This window comes from Pusillimonas sp. NJUB218 (assembly GCF_003788685.1).
Classification (GTDB): Bacteria; Pseudomonadota; Gammaproteobacteria; order Burkholderiales; family Burkholderiaceae_B; genus Neopusillimonas.
The window spans coordinates 1-17,035 of the sequence record NZ_NQMK01000006.1 but is presented as its reverse complement, the minus strand read 5'-3'; the positions used below and the strand labels follow the sequence as shown (position 1 = coordinate 17,035).

General features: G+C 54.3%; 14 protein-coding genes and 1 tRNA gene. 9 read left to right on the top strand and 6 right to left on the bottom strand.

Going from position 1 to position 17,035, the window contains the following annotated elements; translation table 11 throughout:
- Positions 1-87: 87 nt before the first annotated feature.
- The 3 genes from gdhA to trxA form a co-directional block, all read right to left on the bottom strand.
- Complete coding sequence (gene gdhA, locus CHR62_RS08800) at positions 88-1,428, bottom strand: NADP-specific glutamate dehydrogenase (RefSeq protein ID WP_093970381.1); 1,341 nt, start codon at positions 1,426-1,428, stop codon at positions 88-90.
- A 193-nt stretch (positions 1,429-1,621) separates the two neighbouring features.
- Positions 1,622-2,878 (bottom strand): transcription termination factor Rho, encoded by a 1,257-nt coding sequence (gene rho, locus CHR62_RS08795; protein WP_093970380.1) that lies wholly within the window; start codon positions 2,876-2,878, stop codon positions 1,622-1,624.
- Between the two features lie 77 nt (positions 2,879-2,955).
- Entirely contained in the window at positions 2,956-3,282 is a 327-nt protein-coding gene (trxA, locus tag CHR62_RS08790) for a thioredoxin TrxA (protein ID WP_093970551.1), read from the bottom strand.
- Between the two features lie 209 nt (positions 3,283-3,491).
- On the opposite strand from trxA, the gene CHR62_RS08785 reads away from it, so the two are divergent.
- The 8 genes from CHR62_RS08785 to CHR62_RS08755 all read left to right on the top strand — a co-directional run bounded on the left by CHR62_RS08785 (position 3,492) and on the right by CHR62_RS08755 (position 12,917).
- Complete coding sequence (locus CHR62_RS08785) at positions 3,492-5,378, top strand: DNA topoisomerase IV subunit B (RefSeq protein ID WP_233574950.1); 1,887 nt, start codon at positions 3,492-3,494, stop codon at positions 5,376-5,378.
- Between the two features lie 26 nt (positions 5,379-5,404).
- The gene (parC, locus tag CHR62_RS08780; RefSeq protein WP_123660681.1) at positions 5,405-7,708 is read left to right on the top strand and encodes a DNA topoisomerase IV subunit A; all 2,304 of its coding nucleotides are present in this window, start codon (positions 5,405-5,407) and stop codon (positions 7,706-7,708) included.
- Between the two features lie 35 nt (positions 7,709-7,743).
- A complete protein-coding gene (locus CHR62_RS08775; RefSeq protein ID WP_123660680.1) occupies positions 7,744-8,784 on the top strand; it encodes a CDP-6-deoxy-delta-3,4-glucoseen reductase in 1,041 nt (346 codons plus the stop codon).
- A 66-nt stretch (positions 8,785-8,850) separates the two neighbouring features.
- On the top strand, positions 8,851-10,104 hold the full coding sequence (locus tag CHR62_RS08770; protein ID WP_093970376.1) for a D-amino acid dehydrogenase: 1,254 nt from the start codon (positions 8,851-8,853) through the stop codon (positions 10,102-10,104).
- Between the two features lie 7 nt (positions 10,105-10,111).
- Positions 10,112-11,428, top strand: a complete 1,317-nt coding sequence (locus tag CHR62_RS08765; protein WP_123660679.1) for an extracellular solute-binding protein — start codon at positions 10,112-10,114, stop codon at positions 11,426-11,428.
- A gap of 158 nt (positions 11,429-11,586) precedes the next feature.
- A tRNA-Met gene (locus CHR62_RS08760) sits at positions 11,587-11,663 on the top strand.
- Positions 11,664-12,023: 360 nt separating this feature from the next.
- Positions 12,024-12,149: a hypothetical protein gene (locus CHR62_RS15940; protein ID WP_255416192.1), complete on the top strand. Its 126-nt coding sequence runs from the start codon at positions 12,024-12,026 to the stop codon at positions 12,147-12,149.
- Between the two features lie 498 nt (positions 12,150-12,647).
- On the top strand, positions 12,648-12,917 hold the full coding sequence (locus CHR62_RS08755; protein ID WP_233574938.1) for a hypothetical protein: 270 nt from the start codon (positions 12,648-12,650) through the stop codon (positions 12,915-12,917).
- A gap of 562 nt (positions 12,918-13,479) precedes the next feature.
- On the opposite strand, the gene CHR62_RS08745 is transcribed toward CHR62_RS08755, so the two are convergent.
- Positions 13,480-14,196 (bottom strand): hypothetical protein, encoded by a 717-nt coding sequence (locus tag CHR62_RS08745; protein ID WP_093970374.1) that lies wholly within the window; start codon positions 14,194-14,196, stop codon positions 13,480-13,482.
- A gap of 125 nt (positions 14,197-14,321) precedes the next feature.
- On the opposite strand from CHR62_RS08745, the gene CHR62_RS15975 reads away from it, so the two are divergent.
- The gene (locus CHR62_RS15975) at positions 14,322-14,654 is read left to right on the top strand and encodes a putative metallopeptidase (RefSeq protein WP_370318051.1); all 333 of its coding nucleotides are present in this window, start codon (positions 14,322-14,324) and stop codon (positions 14,652-14,654) included.
- A gap of 40 nt (positions 14,655-14,694) precedes the next feature.
- On the opposite strand, the gene CHR62_RS08740 is transcribed toward CHR62_RS15975, so the two are convergent.
- Complete coding sequence (locus CHR62_RS08740) at positions 14,695-15,135, bottom strand: hypothetical protein (RefSeq protein ID WP_123660678.1); 441 nt, start codon at positions 15,133-15,135, stop codon at positions 14,695-14,697.
- A gap of 344 nt (positions 15,136-15,479) precedes the next feature.
- Positions 15,480-16,403 (bottom strand): putative phage abortive infection protein, encoded by a 924-nt coding sequence (locus CHR62_RS08735; RefSeq protein ID WP_123660677.1) that lies wholly within the window; start codon positions 16,401-16,403, stop codon positions 15,480-15,482.
- Positions 16,404-17,035 lie beyond the last annotated feature (632 nt).

Here is a 17,035-nt window from a genome sequence, read left to right as displayed (position 1 = left end):
TCGTAAATGAAAGAAGGGGTTGGCCTTCGCAGCGCTTGGCTATGCGTTGGCCAACCCAATCTTGCGGTTCACGATGTCAGACTCCGATCAATAAACACCTTGCTGCAACATGGCGTCGGCGACTTTGACGAAGCCAGCGATGTTCGCACCATTGACGTAATTGACCGCATTGCCATTCTGGCCATAACGGACGCAGTTTTCGTGAATGTCGCGCATGATTGCGTGCAGTTTGTGGTCGACCTCTTCACGGGGCCACGACAAACGGGCGGCGTTCTGGCTCATTTCGAGGCCCGATACCGCGACACCACCGGCGTTACTGGCTTTGCCCGGTGCGTACAGTACACCCGCTTCGATGAAGGCATCTGCCGCTTCGATGGTTGAGGGCATGTTCGCACCTTCGGCAACACACAAGACGCCATTTTTAATGAGCGTTTTTGCGTCGTCGATTTCAAGCTCGTTCTGGGTTGCGCAGGGCAGAGCAACGTCGACGGGCACGTGCCAGGGGCGCTTGCCTTGTTCGTAGGTCAGGCCAAGTTCTTTGGCGTAGGTGGTCAGTCGCTCGCGGCGGTTGTTCTTGATGTCCATGAGCAACGCGAGTTTCTCGGGTGTGAAACCTGCCGGGTCTACCACGCAGCCGTCGGAGTCGGAGACAGTGATGACCTTGGCACCGATTTGCATGCATTTTTCGATGGCGTACTGTGCGACGTTGCCCGAGCCGGACACCGAAACAGTCAGGCCGTCGAGCGATTTGCCCGCATGCTTGAGCATTTCTTCGGCGAAGTAAACCGTACCGTAGCCGGTGGCTTCGGGGCGAATCAGACTGCCACCGAATGTCAGACCTTTGCCTGTGAAAACACTGGCCGACGAGTTCGACAGTTTTTTCATCATGCCGGCCATGAAGCCGACTTCGCGAGCGCCAACACCAATATCACCAGCCGGCACGTCGGTATCGGGGCCAAGGTGGCGATACAGTTCGATCATGAGCGCCTGGCAGAAACGCATGACTTCGCCATTGGACTTGCCTTTGGGGTCGAAGTCAGAGCCGCCTTTACCGCCGCCCATGGGCAACGTGGTCAGTGCGTTCTTGAAAGTTTGCTCGAATGCCAGGAATTTCAGGATGGACAGGTTCACCGAGGGGTGAAAACGCATGCCGCCCTTGAAGGGACCGATAGCTGAGCTGTGTTGAATGCGGAAGGCGCGGTTTGTTTGGACCTGGCCCTTGTCGTCGACCCAGGACACACGGAACTGAATGACGCGTTCGGGTTCGACCAGACGCGACAGCAAGCCCTGTTCGGCATAGCGGGGGTTTTGTTCGATGAAAGGCCAAAGCGAAATCATGACCTCTTTGACGGCCTGCATAAACTCAGGCTGGTGAGGGTCACGCGCCTGGACCTGATCCAGGAACTGGTTAAGACTGGGTAGTTTCATTGGCTGTTTTTCTTAAGTTGCTCACGCAGACGCACCCAAAGGGTTTGCCTTTGTGATTGATAACGAGAGAAAGAAACGTTTTGTTTTTGTTGACTGTTATTGTTGTTGGCAAGCTGCCCGTGGATACACCCCGGATGCGCAAGACAGCCAAGATGCACTAAGCCTCTCGGTTGAGAGGCTTAGGGGCGGTAAATCATTTCTTCATCATGTCGAAGAATTCGGCGTTGTTTTTAGTAGCGCGAATTTTATCGAGGATGAACTCCATGGCGGCAACCTCATCCATGTCGTGGATGAATTTGCGCAGGACCCAGACTTTTTGGAGCAGATCGGGTTTGATGAGGAGCTCTTCGCGGCGGGTGCCGGATTTATTCAGATTTATGGCCGGATAGACGCGTTTTTCAGCCAGACGACGCTCGAGGTGGACCTCGGAGTTGCCGGTTCCTTTGAACTCTTCGTAGATGACCTCGTCCATGCGGCTGCCGGTTTCGATCAGGGCGGTACCAATGATGGTCAGCGAGCCGCCTTCTTCGAGGTTGCGTGCCGCACCGAAGAAGCGTTTGGGGCGTTGCAGTGCATTGGCGTCGACACCCCCGGTAAGCACTTTGCCCGACGAGGGCACCACCGTGTTGTAGGCGCGCGCCAGGCGGGTGATGGAGTCGAGCAAAATGACGACGTCTTTTTTGAGTTCGACCAGACGCTTGGCTTTTTCGATGACCATTTCGGCCACCTGAACGTGACGGGTGGCGGGCTCGTCGAACGTCGACGCCACGACCTCGCCGCGCACGGTGCGCTGCATTTCGGTGACTTCTTCAGGGCGTTCGTCGACCAGCAGCACAATGACCGTGGCTTCGGGGTAATTGGTGGTAATGGCATGTGCAATGTGCTGCATCATGACCGTTTTACCCGATTTGGGGCTGGCAACGATGAGGGCGCGCTGGCCTTTGCCGATAGGGGCAAAGATGTCCATGATACGGCCCGTGATGTTCTCTTCGCTTTTGATGTCGCGTTCGAGCGTCATGACCTGATTGGGGTGCAACGGGGTCAGGTTTTCGAACATGATCCGGTGCTTGATGGCCTCGGGTTGCATGCCGTTGACCTTGTCGACCTTGACCAGGGCAAAGTAGCGTTCGCCGTCTTTCGGTGTGCGCACTTCGCCTTCGATGGAGTCGCCCGTATGCAAATTGAAACGGCGGATCTGGGACGGCGAAATGTAGATGTCGTCGGTGCTGGCCAGATAAGACGTGTCGGGGGAACGCAAAAAGCCGAAACCGTCGGGCAGGACTTCGAGAACGCCGTCGCCGAAGATCTGTTCGCCTTGTTTGGCGCGACGCTTCATGATGGCAAACATGATTTCTTGTTTGCGCAGGCGGCTGGCGTTGTCGATATCCAGGCTGGCAGCCATTTCGAGCAGCTGCGAAACGTGCAGCGCTTTGAGTTCGGTGAGATGCATGAGAGGGGAAGAAGGGAAGTTGAGCTAGTGGCAGGCCTGGACAGGCCTGCGCGCAAGTGAAAAACGGTTAGTTGGCGTTAGACGGCGTCGTCGAGAAAGGCGCCAAGCTGAGACTTGGTGAGCGCGCCTACTTTAGTGGCGGCTGCCTTGCCGTCTTTGAACAGCATGAGCGTCGGGATGCCTCGTACACCAAATTTTGCAGCGGTGTCGGGGTTTTCGTCAACGTTTAGCTTGGCAATAGTAACACGACCTTGGTATGTCTTGGCCGCTTCGTCTAGCAGCGGGGCGATCATTTTGCAGGGCCCGCACCATGCAGCCCAGTAGTCGACCAGGACAGGGCCGTCGGCTTGAAGAACGTCGGCTTCGAAGCTGGCGTCGGTAACGTTTTTGATGAGTTCGCTCATGGTATTGAAATAAAGGTTTGAGTTACTAAAAACTATACTAAGCATAACATCTGCCGGGTTTTGCTGACTACCAGGTTAGCGGATCTGAGGCAAAATACTGTTTTTTCGTCCACCAGATTTTTGGGGAAACCTTGGCTACGACACCACACTACGACGAAGCATCGATTCGGGTTCTGAAAGGACTGGAGCCGGTACGCCAGCGCCCGGGCATGTATACCCGCACCGAAAGCCCGCTGCATATTCTGCAAGAGGTTATCGACAACGCTGCCGACGAAGCTTTGGCAGGGTTTGGCACGCAAATCAGCGTGACCCTGCATACCGACGGCAGCATTTCCGTCGAAGACGACGGGCGTGGTATTCCGGTGGGCTTGCATCCCGAAGAGCAGGTGCCGGTGGTTGAAATTGTGTTTACGCGACTGCATGCCGGCGGCAAATTCGACAAGAAGGCCGGGGGGGCCTATGCCTTCTCGGGGGGCTTGCACGGCGTGGGCGTGTCGGTCACCAATGCGTTGTCCACGCGGCTTGAGGTTGATGTGATGCGTGACGGGTTGACGCATCGTCTGGTGTTCGGGCATGGCGAGGTTATCGAACCCTTGCAACCGCTGCAGTCGGTACCTAAAAAAAGAACCGGCACCCGCGTTCGTGTCTGGCCCGATCCGCAGTACTTCGATTCCGCAGTCATTCCAGCGGCCGAACTGGTCCATTCGTTGCGCAGCAAAGCTGTGTTGCTCAGCGGCATCAAAGTGTCGTTGACTGTTGAAAAAACCGGTGAAACCCGTCAATGGCAATATGCCGATGGCTTGCGCAGTTACCTTGACGAAGCCCTGGGCGATGCCGAGCGCATTGTGCCGCTCTTCGAAGGGCGCCAGTATGCCGGCGCCGACGACGACAGTTTTTCGGAAGGCGAGGGCGCGCATTGGGCGGTGGTCTGGACATCCGAGGGTAATGTCGTGCGTGAGTCTTACGTCAACCTGATCCCCACCCCGGCGGGCGGGACTCACGAGGCGGGTCTGCGTGACGGTTTGTTCAATGCGGTCAAATCCTTCGCCGAACTGCACAACCTTATTCCCAAAGGAGTGCGCCTGTTACCCGAAGACGTTTTTGCACGCGCCAGTTTTGTGTTGTCGGCCAAAGTGCTCGACCCACAGTTTCAAGGCCAGATCAAAGAGCGCTTAAATAGTCGCGATGCGGTCCGGTTGGTCAGTGCCTACGTTAAGAACGCGCTCGAACTGGTCTTGCACGCCAACGTCGAGGCTGGCAAAAAACTAGCCGAAAGCGCTATTCGTCAGGCTCAGGCGCGGGCCCGTTCAGCGCAAAAAGTCGAAAAGCGTAAAAGCTCGGGCGTTGCCGTATTGCCTGGCAAACTGACCGATTGCGAGTCTTCCGACGCGTCGCGTACCGAGCTGTTCCTGGTCGAAGGTGACTCTGCCGGCGGCTCTGCAAAAATGGGGCGCGACAAAGAGTTTCAGGCTATTTTGCCCCTGCGCGGCAAGGTGCTTAATTCGTGGGAAGTCGAGCGTGACCGGCTTTTTGCCAATAACGAAATTCACGATATTTCGGTCGCGATCGGTGTCGACCCGCACGGTCCGGACGATACCGTTGACCTGTCCGGATTGCGTTACGGACGTGTTTGTATTTTGTCGGATGCCGACGTCGACGGTTCCCACATTCAGGTGTTGTTGCTCACGTTGTTTTTTCGGCACTTCCCCCGTCTGGTCGAATCGGGGCACGTTTATATTGCCCGGCCGCCCCTGTTTCGGGTCGATGTTCCCGCATTGGGTAAGCGCCCGGCGCGCAAGCTGTATTGTCTCGATCAGGGCGAACTCGAAGCGGTACAAGACAAGTTGCGTGCCGAAGGCGTGCGCGAGGGGTCCTGGAGCATCAGCCGCTTCAAAGGCCTGGGCGAAATGAGTGCCGAGCAACTTTGGGAAACCACCATGAACCCGGACACCCGCCGCCTGATGGTGGTGTCGTGCGGCGAGCTGGGTGTGAAAGGCACCGTAGAAATGTTCGACATGCTGATGGGTAAGGGCGAATCGGCGCAGCGCCGCGCCTGGCTCGAAGAGAAAGGCAATCTTGCCGATGTCGACGTCTAACTAAATAAAGCAGGACAACACTTTTTATGGACAACACTCAACCCGGCTTGTTTGACGGCGGCGACGATGGCGAACAGCTCACGCTGGGCCACTACGCCGAACAAGCCTATCTTGATTATGCGGTGTCGGTGGTGCGTGGGCGCGCTTTGCCCGAAGTAGCCGATGGGCAAAAGCCCGTACAACGTCGTATTTTGTATGCCATGGACGCCATGGGGCTGGGGCCCAACGCCAAGCCGGTCAAGTCGGCGCGTGTGGTTGGCGATGTGCTGGGCAAGTATCACCCGCACGGCGACCAGGCTGCCTACGATGCCATGGTACGTATGGCGCAAGACTTTTCCCTGCGCTACCCGCTTGTCGACGGGCAAGGCAATTTTGGTTCTCGCGATGGCGATAACGCCGCAGCCATGCGATACACCGAAGCACGTCTGACGCCGTTTTCAAAGGTGTTGCTCGACGAACTCGACGAGGGTACGGTCGATTTTGCGCCCAACTACGATGGTAGCCAGAAAGAGCCGCAATTGTTACCAGCGCGCTTGCCCGTCATGTTGCTTAACGGGGCTTCGGGTATTGCCGTAGGTATGGCCACCGAAATCCCGTCGCACAATTTGCGCGAGATCGCCCAGGCTTGCGTGGCTTTGTTGCGTAACCCCAAGCTCGATGACGATGAACTGATGGCACTGGTGCCGGGGCCCGATTTTGCCGGGGGCGCGCAAATTATTTCGTCTCCCGAAGACATCGCTGCGGTTTATCGCAGTGGCCGGGGCTCTTTGAAGGCCCGCGCGCGCTGGCAATTCGAGGACATGGCGCGTGGTCAGTGGCAATTGGTGGTGACCGAGTTGCCGCCGGGAACATCGGCCCAGAAAATTCTTGAAGAAATCGAAGACCGCACCAACCCGAAAGTAAAGGCGGGTAAAAAGAGCCTGACCACCGAGCAGCAGCAAACCAAGGCGCTTATGCTGAACTTGCTGGATGCCGTCCGCGACGAATCGGGAAAGCAGGCTGCCGTGCGATTGGTTTTCGAGCCCAAAAGCAGTCGCATCGATCGCGATGAGTTCGTCAACACCCTATTGGCGCAAACCAGCCTTGAAGGCAGCGCTTCAGTCAACCTGGTGTGTATTGGTACCGATGGGCGTCCAGGCCAGCGCGCATTGCGCGACGTGCTCGTCGAATGGTTGGGGTTCCGCACGCAAACCGTTACGCGTCGTACCCAGTTCCGCTTAGATAAGGTCACTGACCGTATCCATGTGCTTGAAGGGCGCATGGTGGTTTACCTTAATGTCGACGAGGTCATCCAGACCATTCGTGAGTCCGATGATCCGCGTGAGGCGCTGATGACCCGGTTCTCGCTAAGCGAACGCCAGGCCGAGGATATTCTTGAAATGCGGTTGCGCCAGTTGGCGCGGCTGGAAGGTTTCAAAATAGAAAAAGAGCTTGCCGAGCAAAAAGAAGAGCAGGCCAAGCTGCAGGAACTGCTGGCTAACCCGTCATCATTGAAGCGCTTGATTATTCGCGAAATTGAGGCCGATGCCAAACAGTATGGCGATGATCGTCGCACGCTAATTGAAACCGCCGAGCGGGCCGTGCTTGAAACTAAAGTGGTCGATGAGCCCGTCACCGTGATTATTTCCCAGAAAGGGTGGTTGCGGGCAAGGCAGGGGCACGGCCACGATCCCGCGCAGTTCAGCTTCAAAATGGGCGATGCCCTATACGATGCGATCGAGTGTCGTAGTACCGAGAACCTGATTGCGTTTTCTTCTACGGGCCGTGTGTATACAGTGCCAGTGTCCGCTTTGCCTTCGGCGCGTGGCGACGGCCAACCTATTACTGCGATGGTCGACATCGAGCAGGGCAGCCGGGTGGTGCATATGGTGGCCGGCCCCGACGCACAACGGTATTTTGTTGCCACGCAGTCGGGTTATGGTTTTATCGCCTCGCTAAAAGACATGAGCACGCGTCAGCGTGCAGGTAAGCAATTTGTCACGCTTGAAGACAAAGATGTCATGCTCAAGCCACTTGCTATTGCGTCTGGCAGCAGTCATTTGGCCATGCTGACGCGCAAAGGCCGTTTCTTGGTCGTAGGGCTTGAAGAGTTCAAGGTCTTGTCAGGTGGTGGCCGGGGAACAATTTTGATGGGGCTTGACGAGGGTGATACCCTAAGCCAGTGGGCGGCCATCGGGCCTGCGGGTGTTTGCGTCAGCGGGGTTTACCGTAACAAGCAAACCGATATCGTGCTCGACATACCAGCCTTGGCCGAATACGTGGGCAAGCGTGCGCGCAAGGGCAAGATGCTCGACGCGAAAGTCAAGCAGCCGCTTATTCGCCCGGCTTAAAATAGCGGGCTAACCTAATCTGTTTTTGTGTCGTCATGAGTTTCAAAGTTACCGTACAGCCGTCGAATCACGAGTTCTATGTCGAGCCTGGCAGCACCGTGCTCGATGGCGCGTTGGCGGCCGATATCATTTTGCCTTATAGCTGCCGTACCGGAGCGTGTTCTACATGCAAGGGGCGGGTGGTTTCGGGCTCCTTCGAGGCCGGGTCGTCGCCAGCACAAATGCTGTCGCCCGAAGAGTTGGCCGAAGGCTATACCCTGTTTTGTCAGGCAAAGCCTACGTCCGACCTGCTCATCGAGGCGCAAGAAATCCGCATGGCCAGTGATATCCAAATTCGCAAAATGCCATCGCGCGTCATGGGGTTGAATCGTATTCGCGACGACGTCATGGTCATTGATCTGCAGTTGCCGCCGGCGGAACCTTTCCGTTATTACGCGGGTCAGTACATAGAGTTCATTCTTAAAGACGGGCAACGACGCAGTTACTCCATGGCCAATCCGCCGTCCGAAAACAATCGTGTCGAGCTGCATGTTCGCCATATGCCGGGCGGTGTGTTTACTGATCATGTGTTCGGGGTCGGCGATACAGGCATGAAGATTCGCGAAATTTTGCGTATTGAAGGCCCGTTGGGTTCGTTCTTTTTACGAGAGGACACCGACAAGCCCATTGTGTTTCTGGCCAGCGGCACAGGTTTTGCGCCAGTCAAAGCCATGATCGAGCGCATGATGGCTACGGGCAACACACGCCCGGCCGTGTTGTACTGGGGCGGGCGACGTCCGGCCGATTTATACATGCACGAACTGGCTAACGGCTTTCAACAGGCGTTGCCGGGCTTCCGTTATGTGCCTGTTGTTTCCGAAGCCCAGCCCGAAGACCAATGGGCGGGTCGTACTGGTTTTGTTCATCAGGCCGTGCAGCAAGACATCCCCGACTTGTCGGGTTATCAGGTTTACGCCTGCGGTGCGCCGGTTATGGTCGAATCGGCGCGTCGCGATTTTGTGCGCGACAACGGTTTGCCCGAGGCCGAGTTTTACGCCGACGCCTTTACGTCGCAGGCCGATACGCACAAAGGCTAAGCGCTTGTTGCCCTTGCGGGTGCGCGTCGTTTAAGGCCAACAGACTGTCATTCAAAGGTAAGCGTCATGAAAGTAGTGGTAATGGGCAGTGGCATTATTGGGATCTCTACGGCCTGGTGGCTGAATCAGGCGGGCCACGAAGTGGTGGTTATCGACCGCGAACCCGGGCCTGCCCAGGAAACCAGCCGCGCCAATGGCGGGCAAATTTCAGTGTCGTATGCCGAACCCTGGGCGAATCCGCAGGCTCCTCTAAAGTTACTCAAGTGGCTGATGTCCGACAACGCGCCCATGGTCTTTCGCCCGCAAGCCGATTGGCGCCAGTGGGCGTGGGGCTTGGCATTTTTACGCGAATGTCTGCCCAAACGCGTGCCGCAAAATATCCGGGCAATGGTCAGCCTGGCCGAGTACAGCTTACAAACCCTGCGCACGATGCGCGACGACCTTGATATCCATTACCATCACTTGTCGCGCGGTATTCTGAATATTTATCGCGACCCCGAACAGTTCGAGTCTTCGCAGACAGCGGCCAGCTATATGCGCGACTTTGGCGTTGATCGTCGAATAGTCAGCGTGGATGAAGTGCTGGCGCTTGAACCGGCACTTGAGCCGGCCATTCATGACATTGTGGGTGGCGATTACACGGCGACTGATGAAAGCGGCGACATTCATATGTTTGCCAGCGCCTTGGCTCGAAAAGCCCGTCATGCCGGTGTTGAATTCATGTTTTCAACCCAGGTTAACCGCCTGCGCGCCGAAGGCGGGCGCATTACGGGCGTAGAGGTGATTGATGCCGAAGGTGTTTTCCGTGAGGTGACGGCCGATGCCTATGTGGCGGCGCTGGGGGCATTTACGCCACACCTGGTCAACCCCGTGGGCGTACGGTGCCTGGTGTACCCGGCCAAAGGGTACTCGGCCACGTTTAAAATCATCAACCCTGACGCAGCCCCCGAAGTCAGCATCACCGATAGCGAGCACAAGGTCGTGTTCAGCCGTCTGGGCGATACCTTGCGTATGGCAGGTACCGCCGAATTGTCCGGCTATAGTCGTGCTTTAAACACAAATCGGTGTCAGAATATGGTGTCTCTGGCGAAGGGTCTATTCCCTTCCGCACTCGATTTTGATAACGTTCAGTTTTGGTCGGGCCTGCGCCCGTCTACCCCGTCTAATGTGCCACTTATCGGGCGTACAAAAATATCCAATTTGTACCTGAATACTGGTCACGGCACGCTGGGGTGGACGATGGGTGTCGGGTCTGGCAAGGTTCTTGCCGATATTATTTCAGGCCAAAAGCCCGAGCCTGATTTTCCCTTTTTAGGTTGATTCCGTTATGACGATACATCGGTTTTTTCGCGCGCCTGCTTCGTGGCGCGCGACAGCAGTTGCGGTTGCAGTATCTGTTTTGGGGGCGGGTTCAGCACACGCCGCAACAGACATCCAGGTGTGGTTTTCTTTAAATGAACATAACCACGAGGTGTTCGAAGACCTGGTCAAGAAATTCAATCGCGACCAAGACGATGTCAAGGTCAACCTGAAGTCTTTCAAGAGCCCCAAAGAAATTGAGCCCGAGCTGCTCAAGCAGGTGGGTGCTAAAGCCAAAACACCGCACCTGGTTCAAATCGACGATAATCGCGACCCCGAATCGCTGGCCAATCGCAACTACATCATGCCGTTGCATACGTTGTTGGCCAAGTACCCCATTAAAGACGCCAATTGGTTTGTCGCGCCGCAAAATCTAAGTATGCGCGACGCTAAAGGCCGCTTGCTGGCTTTCCCATACATGATCGATGTACCCGTCATGTATTACAACCACGAAGCCTTTAAAAAGGCCGGCTTGCAGCCCGCAGTGCCGGATCGTTCCTGGATGGGCCTGCAAGATCAGTTGGTCGAGCTGGCCAATAAGGCCACACGCTATTGCCCGGCAACCACCGACCAGTCGGTCTCGGTCAACCTTGAGAACCTGGCGGCTGTAAACAACCAGTTCTTTACAGCGGGTGACAACGGCACAAAAGGCGTGCCTTCGTTCTCATTCGACATCACGTTTGTGCGACATTTGTCGCTCATGATCAGCTGGGTGCGTACCGAGTTGCTGGTGAACCCGGGCGCCGACCCCAAAGCGATTGACCGCTTTGCCAACAACGAGTGCTCGATCCTGATGTCCGAGTCCAGCAATATGGGGCGGTTTATCGACACGCGCGCCCTGAGCTTTGGCGTTGTCGGCTTGCCGTATTACCCGCAGGTTACCAAGCAGCCCGGCAATCCATTTCTTGACGGTACGGGCTTGTGGGCAACGTCTGGTCACGCCGACGCCGAGAACAAAGCCACGGCACAGTTTCTGGCGTGGTTGACGCGCCCCGATAACGCAGCAACCTGGTACCAAAAAACGGGTTTCTTGCCGTTAACCCAGCAAGCATTTGCTGCAACGGGGGACGACTACTATAAAAACCTGGGCGACTGGAAGGGCCTTGTTGCGGTTTATGCCAAGCCACCGACACAAACCGCACGTGGATTCAAGATCAACAATTACCCCGAAATCCGCGAAATGTTCCATCGCAAATTGCAGGAAGCACTCCAGGGCAATAATCCAGCAGTAACGACTTTGACCGCAGCATCTTCCGAAGCGGCTCAAATCATGAAAAGCAAGTAATCAGGGCAGGGCACCTTAGGGTGCTGGCCCAGTATTGACACCCCCCGTTGTTTTGGTAGCGGGGGGTGTTTTTTTGTATTTGATCTTTTTGCGTGAAATTTTATTGAGGTTCTTGCTTAGCAGTAAATTTTTATGCTATAGTTTTGGTCTTCAAGTGTGGCGCATTAGCTCAGCCGGTTAGAGCGACGGAATCATAATCCGCAGGTCCCCTGTTCGAATCAGGGATGCGCCACCAGAGTTTCCCTTGTTTATCAAGACGCTAACGCCACCCTCGCCGGTGGCGTTTTTGTTTTCTGGTGTCCCGTGTGACCAAAACGTGACCGCGTTTGCGAAGGGTGCTAGGTGCGTGGTGTGCTTGGCGTCGGGTGTTTCGATAATCTCCGGTACCGACAGGCTGTTGTAAAAGCGTGTGCCCAGGTCGTAGCGTTTGACCGGCGCAAATGGGCCCGAATCGACCACGCCAACGTAATTCGACGTGTCGCTAGCATCTTTTTTGGTTTTCATAGGGTTATCCATTAGGTTATTCACAGTTTGTGTGGATAAGTTGGATTACTTCAGGCGGTGCATCTGTCGGCTAACAATTCCATCAGGCAGGTTGCTGTCTCCGATCGATTCAAGGAATGGCGTTTCGCCGCCGTTATTCGCCATCCCGGATCAGCGTAACCGCGACATCGATGGTTACATTGGCGCCATCAAGCATTACGTCGACGGCATTCGCTAAAGCGCTGGTCGTAGACGACAAAATTTTCAGACTTTGGACGCTGGATGACTGCCTAGATATCAAAGGTTAAGGCTTGGTTGTTGTGGAGATCGGTTGATGAATACCCGAATCAAGGCCCTGCCAAAAGAATTCAAGGCCAAGCCCCACCCGCTAGGGCAGGACATTAGCCAGGCACAGCCTTCGGTAAAAACAATGAAATGCATTGGAAACGGCCAGGAGCGCAAACACGGATTTGGAAGGGGTGCGTAATGGACTTGCCAAAATGGATGATGCGAGATCCGTCAGCCGTTGCCGAGCGCCTCGAGGAAATGCGCCAACGCCAAGTGGATCTATTCAAAGAAGGTCGATAAGCTGAGGCTGCGCGCAAGTTGAAAGCGTTGTTTAAGGAGTCGCCAGATGAGTCAGACAACAGGTAGAACACTGACTGCCGACGATATCCTCTGGCATTGGGTGCGCTGGTGCTGGTCAGGCGAGACCGTGGGGAATATGGCCAGGTAAGTGTCATGGGAAGACGATTACAGGCCCATCCAGATCGATCATGCGATGATCGTAGGGGGCATGCACAAGCGGCTTCCCCATCACGAGGGCATGGTCATTAGCGCCGAATTTCCTCAGAAGAAAGGCATGTTCGGCGGCTTGGCATCAGATGCCCGCCAATTGGCCGCACGCCGCTGGATCTACGTAATTACTGGCGTGAATTTGTCTGATAATGAATGCAAGTTGTACTTGGGCCTGTTCAAAGACCGCGTTCAAAGGAGGTTTGCTTGAAGTACGTGAAAGAGGTGATTGATCTGCTGGCGGCGTATCCCGGGCGTGAGTTCAGGATGATTCAGATTGTGTGCCATGTCGGTAATGGAGCTCCACGAACCCCAACCGAGCGCGACCGCCTTCGCAAGGGCATTATGAGGGTAATTGACTCATTGGAAGAGCAGGGCGTCGTTGTCCGTGTCGCTGAGACGGCCGCTCGTGGCTGTCATCATGCCTACACATGGAAAGTGAGACATGGAGCGCTTGGAAAGTGGGACGCCAAGTGTGACAATACGTCCAGGGCTATTGCGCCTTGAGAAAACCGACCCCGCACGTGGCGGGGTTTTTGCATTTGCACGGTGCTCGAGCGGTTTAAGGATGGCACCGCTACAAGATTCCGTGTGGCGCTGCAGCCTTTGCCCCCCCCGGGCTCATTGATCTGGCTGGGGCTCATTCTTTTGTTGAGTCCAGTATGGGCCGAGACGCAAACATCGATTGCTGGGGCGGATGACCTTCATGCTGTCTTACAGCTACGCCCAGGAGCGCCTTACTCTTGGTTGTTGCGCCCACGGCGAGCCTCTGACTATGGTCGAGGGTCGGGATTAGAGCGTCGCGAAAGGGGCGGCGTTGGCGAATCCGGTGATGAGTTCGTACTTGTATGCTGTGGGACTAGGATGGCTGATTGGGGTTGGGGCTCTTTGGGCTTGATAGATGAAAACAGCATGGCACTGCCAGCTATTAGTGCTAAAAATGCGATGAGTTGCCACAAAAAATATTGAAATGGCAAGGTGAAACATGGGAGCTCGTCTACATCATCGCATCGTGCGTTGAAGCGTTTTGCGATCTTATTGGCAAGATTTCGAGGATGGTTCGCAAGAAGCTCTGTAGGGCCCAATAATACGAAAAGAGCGCCGCCAAGAACTATAAAGGCGTAGAGTCCATTTTCGTAAAACTCCGTCTTGAACCAGAGCATCGTCAATAGCCCATCTAGTTTTGGCTTGGCTAGGTGGATCCTGTCTTGAGCTAGTAGGGTTACTCCAGCCCCAATAGCTGCAGTGGTCGTAATGCGCAGATAGTTGGTGAGTTGATCGTGCCTGTCGATGGTTTTGTTAAAAAGAGCGATCCATACGTGTACGACCTGCTCTCGAACTGGCGCGGGTACGTCGTAGGTATCGCGCGATTCGCGAAAGAACCTCTTTCGATGGAGCGCAACACCTTTGGTAATTGCATACGCAATGCAGAAGAGAGAAATTGCGAGCAGAAACAGCGCAATACTTATCGCCCATTCATACGAGGTCATGGGGAATCACCAGAGCCTAGAATCCCTCGTTATAACGCTTCTGACTCGAGCGTAATGAAAAGAATAACAGGCTATCTGACGCGTAACTCCGCCACAAGGGGCGATTTTTCATTTGCGATGCAGAAATGACTACCAGGCGGTCGCATTTATCCGAGCATCTGCTTGAATCGCTTTATACGACTCTGCCGCCTGCACCAGATCTTGCTGATTGGGTAAAAGTCACGATCTTGGCTGATGACGGGCCATTGCATAACCCAGACCACGCTCACCTGATTGAAGCCGATTTTTGTTTTCTATGGGCTCTCGGGGCATTCAACGAGCAAGGCCGTACCGTAGTTGGCCAGGCCGAACAGGTGTTGTCTCGCGCCGGGGGGCGGGCAAAAAGCCCGCCAGCTAATCAAGCTTCGCGGGCTCTTTGTTCTTGTTCTGCAGGATCATCTTTACTCCCCTCCCACTGAGTATACGGATTTGCGGGGCGACTCTTTGACGCTCCCTCTTTTACCGCTGGCCTTGAGTTGCACATTGCGTTTGTCCTGACTCCATCTTGCGGCATGCGGTAGCGCCATTTCCGTCAAACTGAATTTGGGTGCGACCTGTCGATGTATTGGTATTGCTGTTACGTTGTGAGCGAGTAGTGCTGTTACGCATTTCCTGACTTTGCATTTGAGTGCGTAACGAATCTGCCTTTGCCTCTTGTTCCTTGCGCGTGGCGTCTGATAGGGCCCTATTGAATTTCTTGCTGAATTCAGAGTCTCGTGCGGACTTCTCCTGAGGTGATTGCTGAGCACTTGGTGCTGTCACGTTGTGTGACGAGTCGCCATTAGTCGCTCGTAGATTCTTGAAGTCGTCCCTAGAGAGTGAGTACTGCGCCTGAGCAACATTGCAGGCCTGAATACCAAGGCTGAGTAGCCCGATTAGGGCAAAATTTCTTGTATTCACGTGTTCTCCTATATTTACTCTTCCTCGGAATTTAACAAACACCTGTCCTTCGGGCGGCTTTTTACTGGAAAAGACAAATGAAGCAACCTGACTGGGGGCTATCGAACGCGCCTACCGTGCGGGTAGATCATCCCGGGCACGAGTTCAGGATGATTCAGATCTTGCGACATGTCTGTAATGGTACACAACGAACCCCAACCGAGCGCGATTGCCTTCGCAAACAATTGACTCGTTTGGAAGAGCAGGACGTCGTTGCCCGTGTTACTGAGACTGCCTTGTGTGGCTCCCGCCGTTCCTAAACATGGAAAGTGGGACGCCAAGTGTGGGGGGTACTTTTCGCCTTATTACAAAGCTTGAGGCTCATTTAAGGGCAGATATCTCAATATCTCGTATTGTTGCGGATCTAGGGCTGTCAACATTGAGTACTTGGATAGCAATTCACCAAATTTAGCGCCATCCTCGGTGAGTCCATTTGCATAAAGTATCAGAGCTTCGGCCTCTGTTAGGCGAGCTTTTATTATGCTTATGTAATGTTTTTTGTCTTTCTCACTGAGTAACTCATGTTGGTCAATCCACCGAACAAGCCCGTATAGCGTACGCAGCCCCACTCTAAGAGAGCCTAAGTCTGAATGGTAGATGGCAAGCCAAGACGAAATGAAAATATTCTTGAGATTGGTTCTATGCGGCTCAGTATGTGGGTTAGGCGTAGATCGCAGGGCATCGTTAATGCATAGGTTACATCCTTGAGTGCCTAATACCTGCGCCATGCGTTTGAGCGCGTGGGTTGACGTCAAAACTTTTCCATGAGGGACTAAGGTAGGCTCAGGTGAATGAATCGTCGTTCCCCCGCTGAAGCTTATTTGATCGAGTGTTTTCTGATAGTGACCAAGCCAAGTAAAAAACGATTGTTCGAACGATTGCTTCATTAGAATTTGGTTTTGCTCTGCAAGCTCTTTGGCGGATTGCGCTAAGTGTTCTCGCTGCTCTCGCAGTTCGGTTCTTTGCAGATTCAGTGTTATGACCAGTAAGACGATGGTCGCCAGTCCTACGATTGGCCCTATAGTCCCACCAAGGTAATCGCCGAACTGAGCCCAATATGCAGGATCTTTTGAAAGGGAGAATCCTTGCATGACGCCGAACCAAATGCCATAAGCAGATAGTGCCAAAATAAATGCGCCTATTACTAATTTGACATACGTAGTCGTGTCGGCTGTTAGTCCACCCATTTTCTCCGTACTGTTATCTTTTGTGTCTTTATCTGTTGACATCGTCTAGTCATCCATTGTTATGGGGCTGTAGTTTTCTGGGCACAATGGCTCTCTATTAGGTTGTGTCTCACCGAGTCAGTCTTAAAGTTGAAAGTCGCCCATGTCGGCTGAGTTCAGAGAGTATGGGCTTTACTTGATATCGGAAGTTGTCTGTATACGCATGACGACTTGGCCTTCGGGTCTATACCGCTCGGATTGAGCGCGACTGTGCGCACGGTCGATAGCGCGGCCCTCGATCAAGGGAAAAATCGTTCAACTGAGTCGTCAGCCGTATGACGATCAAATTACTCATTCGCATACTTGATCATTCGCACCAACTCATTAACCCTATCTTTCAAATCTAACATCGTAAAGTCAGGGGGAGACAGGCAGGCGTGCTTGGCAACTTTTATCTTATCCGCGTTCTCATTGATGCCAGCCGTTGAGCTTTTTCGAGATGTCGCACTTTTTTCAAAACGCAGGATGTGGTCGTATCTACCCGTCGCGCAAAGCCCCCCTCTGTCACACTAGTTGTCCGGTTGTTTGATTTCATTTTTTATAAACTCAAGGGGCGGATGGAGTGCTGCAATGCCATCCTACAGTGCCGAGCTTAAGGCTCAACTCGTCAAAAAGATGATGCCACCGCACAATCA

Coding starts and splice junctions, on each gene's coding strand:
- gdhA (WP_093970381.1), bottom strand. CDS start 1,428: ATGAAACTACCCAGTCTTAACCAGTTCCTGGATCAGGTCCAGGCGCGT.
- rho (WP_093970380.1), bottom strand. CDS start 2,878: ATGCATCTCACCGAACTCAAAGCGCTGCACGTTTCGCAGCTGCTCGAA.
- trxA (WP_093970551.1), bottom strand. CDS start 3,282: ATGAGCGAACTCATCAAAAACGTTACCGACGCCAGCTTCGAAGCCGAC.
- CHR62_RS08785 (WP_233574950.1), top strand. CDS start 3,492: ATGTATACCCGCACCGAAAGCCCGCTGCATATTCTGCAAGAGGTTATC.
- parC (WP_123660681.1), top strand. CDS start 5,405: ATGGACAACACTCAACCCGGCTTGTTTGACGGCGGCGACGATGGCGAA.
- CHR62_RS08775 (WP_123660680.1), top strand. CDS start 7,744: ATGAGTTTCAAAGTTACCGTACAGCCGTCGAATCACGAGTTCTATGTC.
- CHR62_RS08770 (WP_093970376.1), top strand. CDS start 8,851: ATGAAAGTAGTGGTAATGGGCAGTGGCATTATTGGGATCTCTACGGCC.
- CHR62_RS08765 (WP_123660679.1), top strand. CDS start 10,112: ATGACGATACATCGGTTTTTTCGCGCGCCTGCTTCGTGGCGCGCGACA.
- CHR62_RS08745 (WP_093970374.1), bottom strand. CDS start 14,196: ATGACCTCGTATGAATGGGCGATAAGTATTGCGCTGTTTCTGCTCGCA.
- CHR62_RS15975 (WP_370318051.1), top strand. CDS start 14,322: ATGACTACCAGGCGGTCGCATTTATCCGAGCATCTGCTTGAATCGCTT.
- CHR62_RS08735 (WP_123660677.1), bottom strand. CDS start 16,403: ATGTCAACAGATAAAGACACAAAAGATAACAGTACGGAGAAAATGGGT.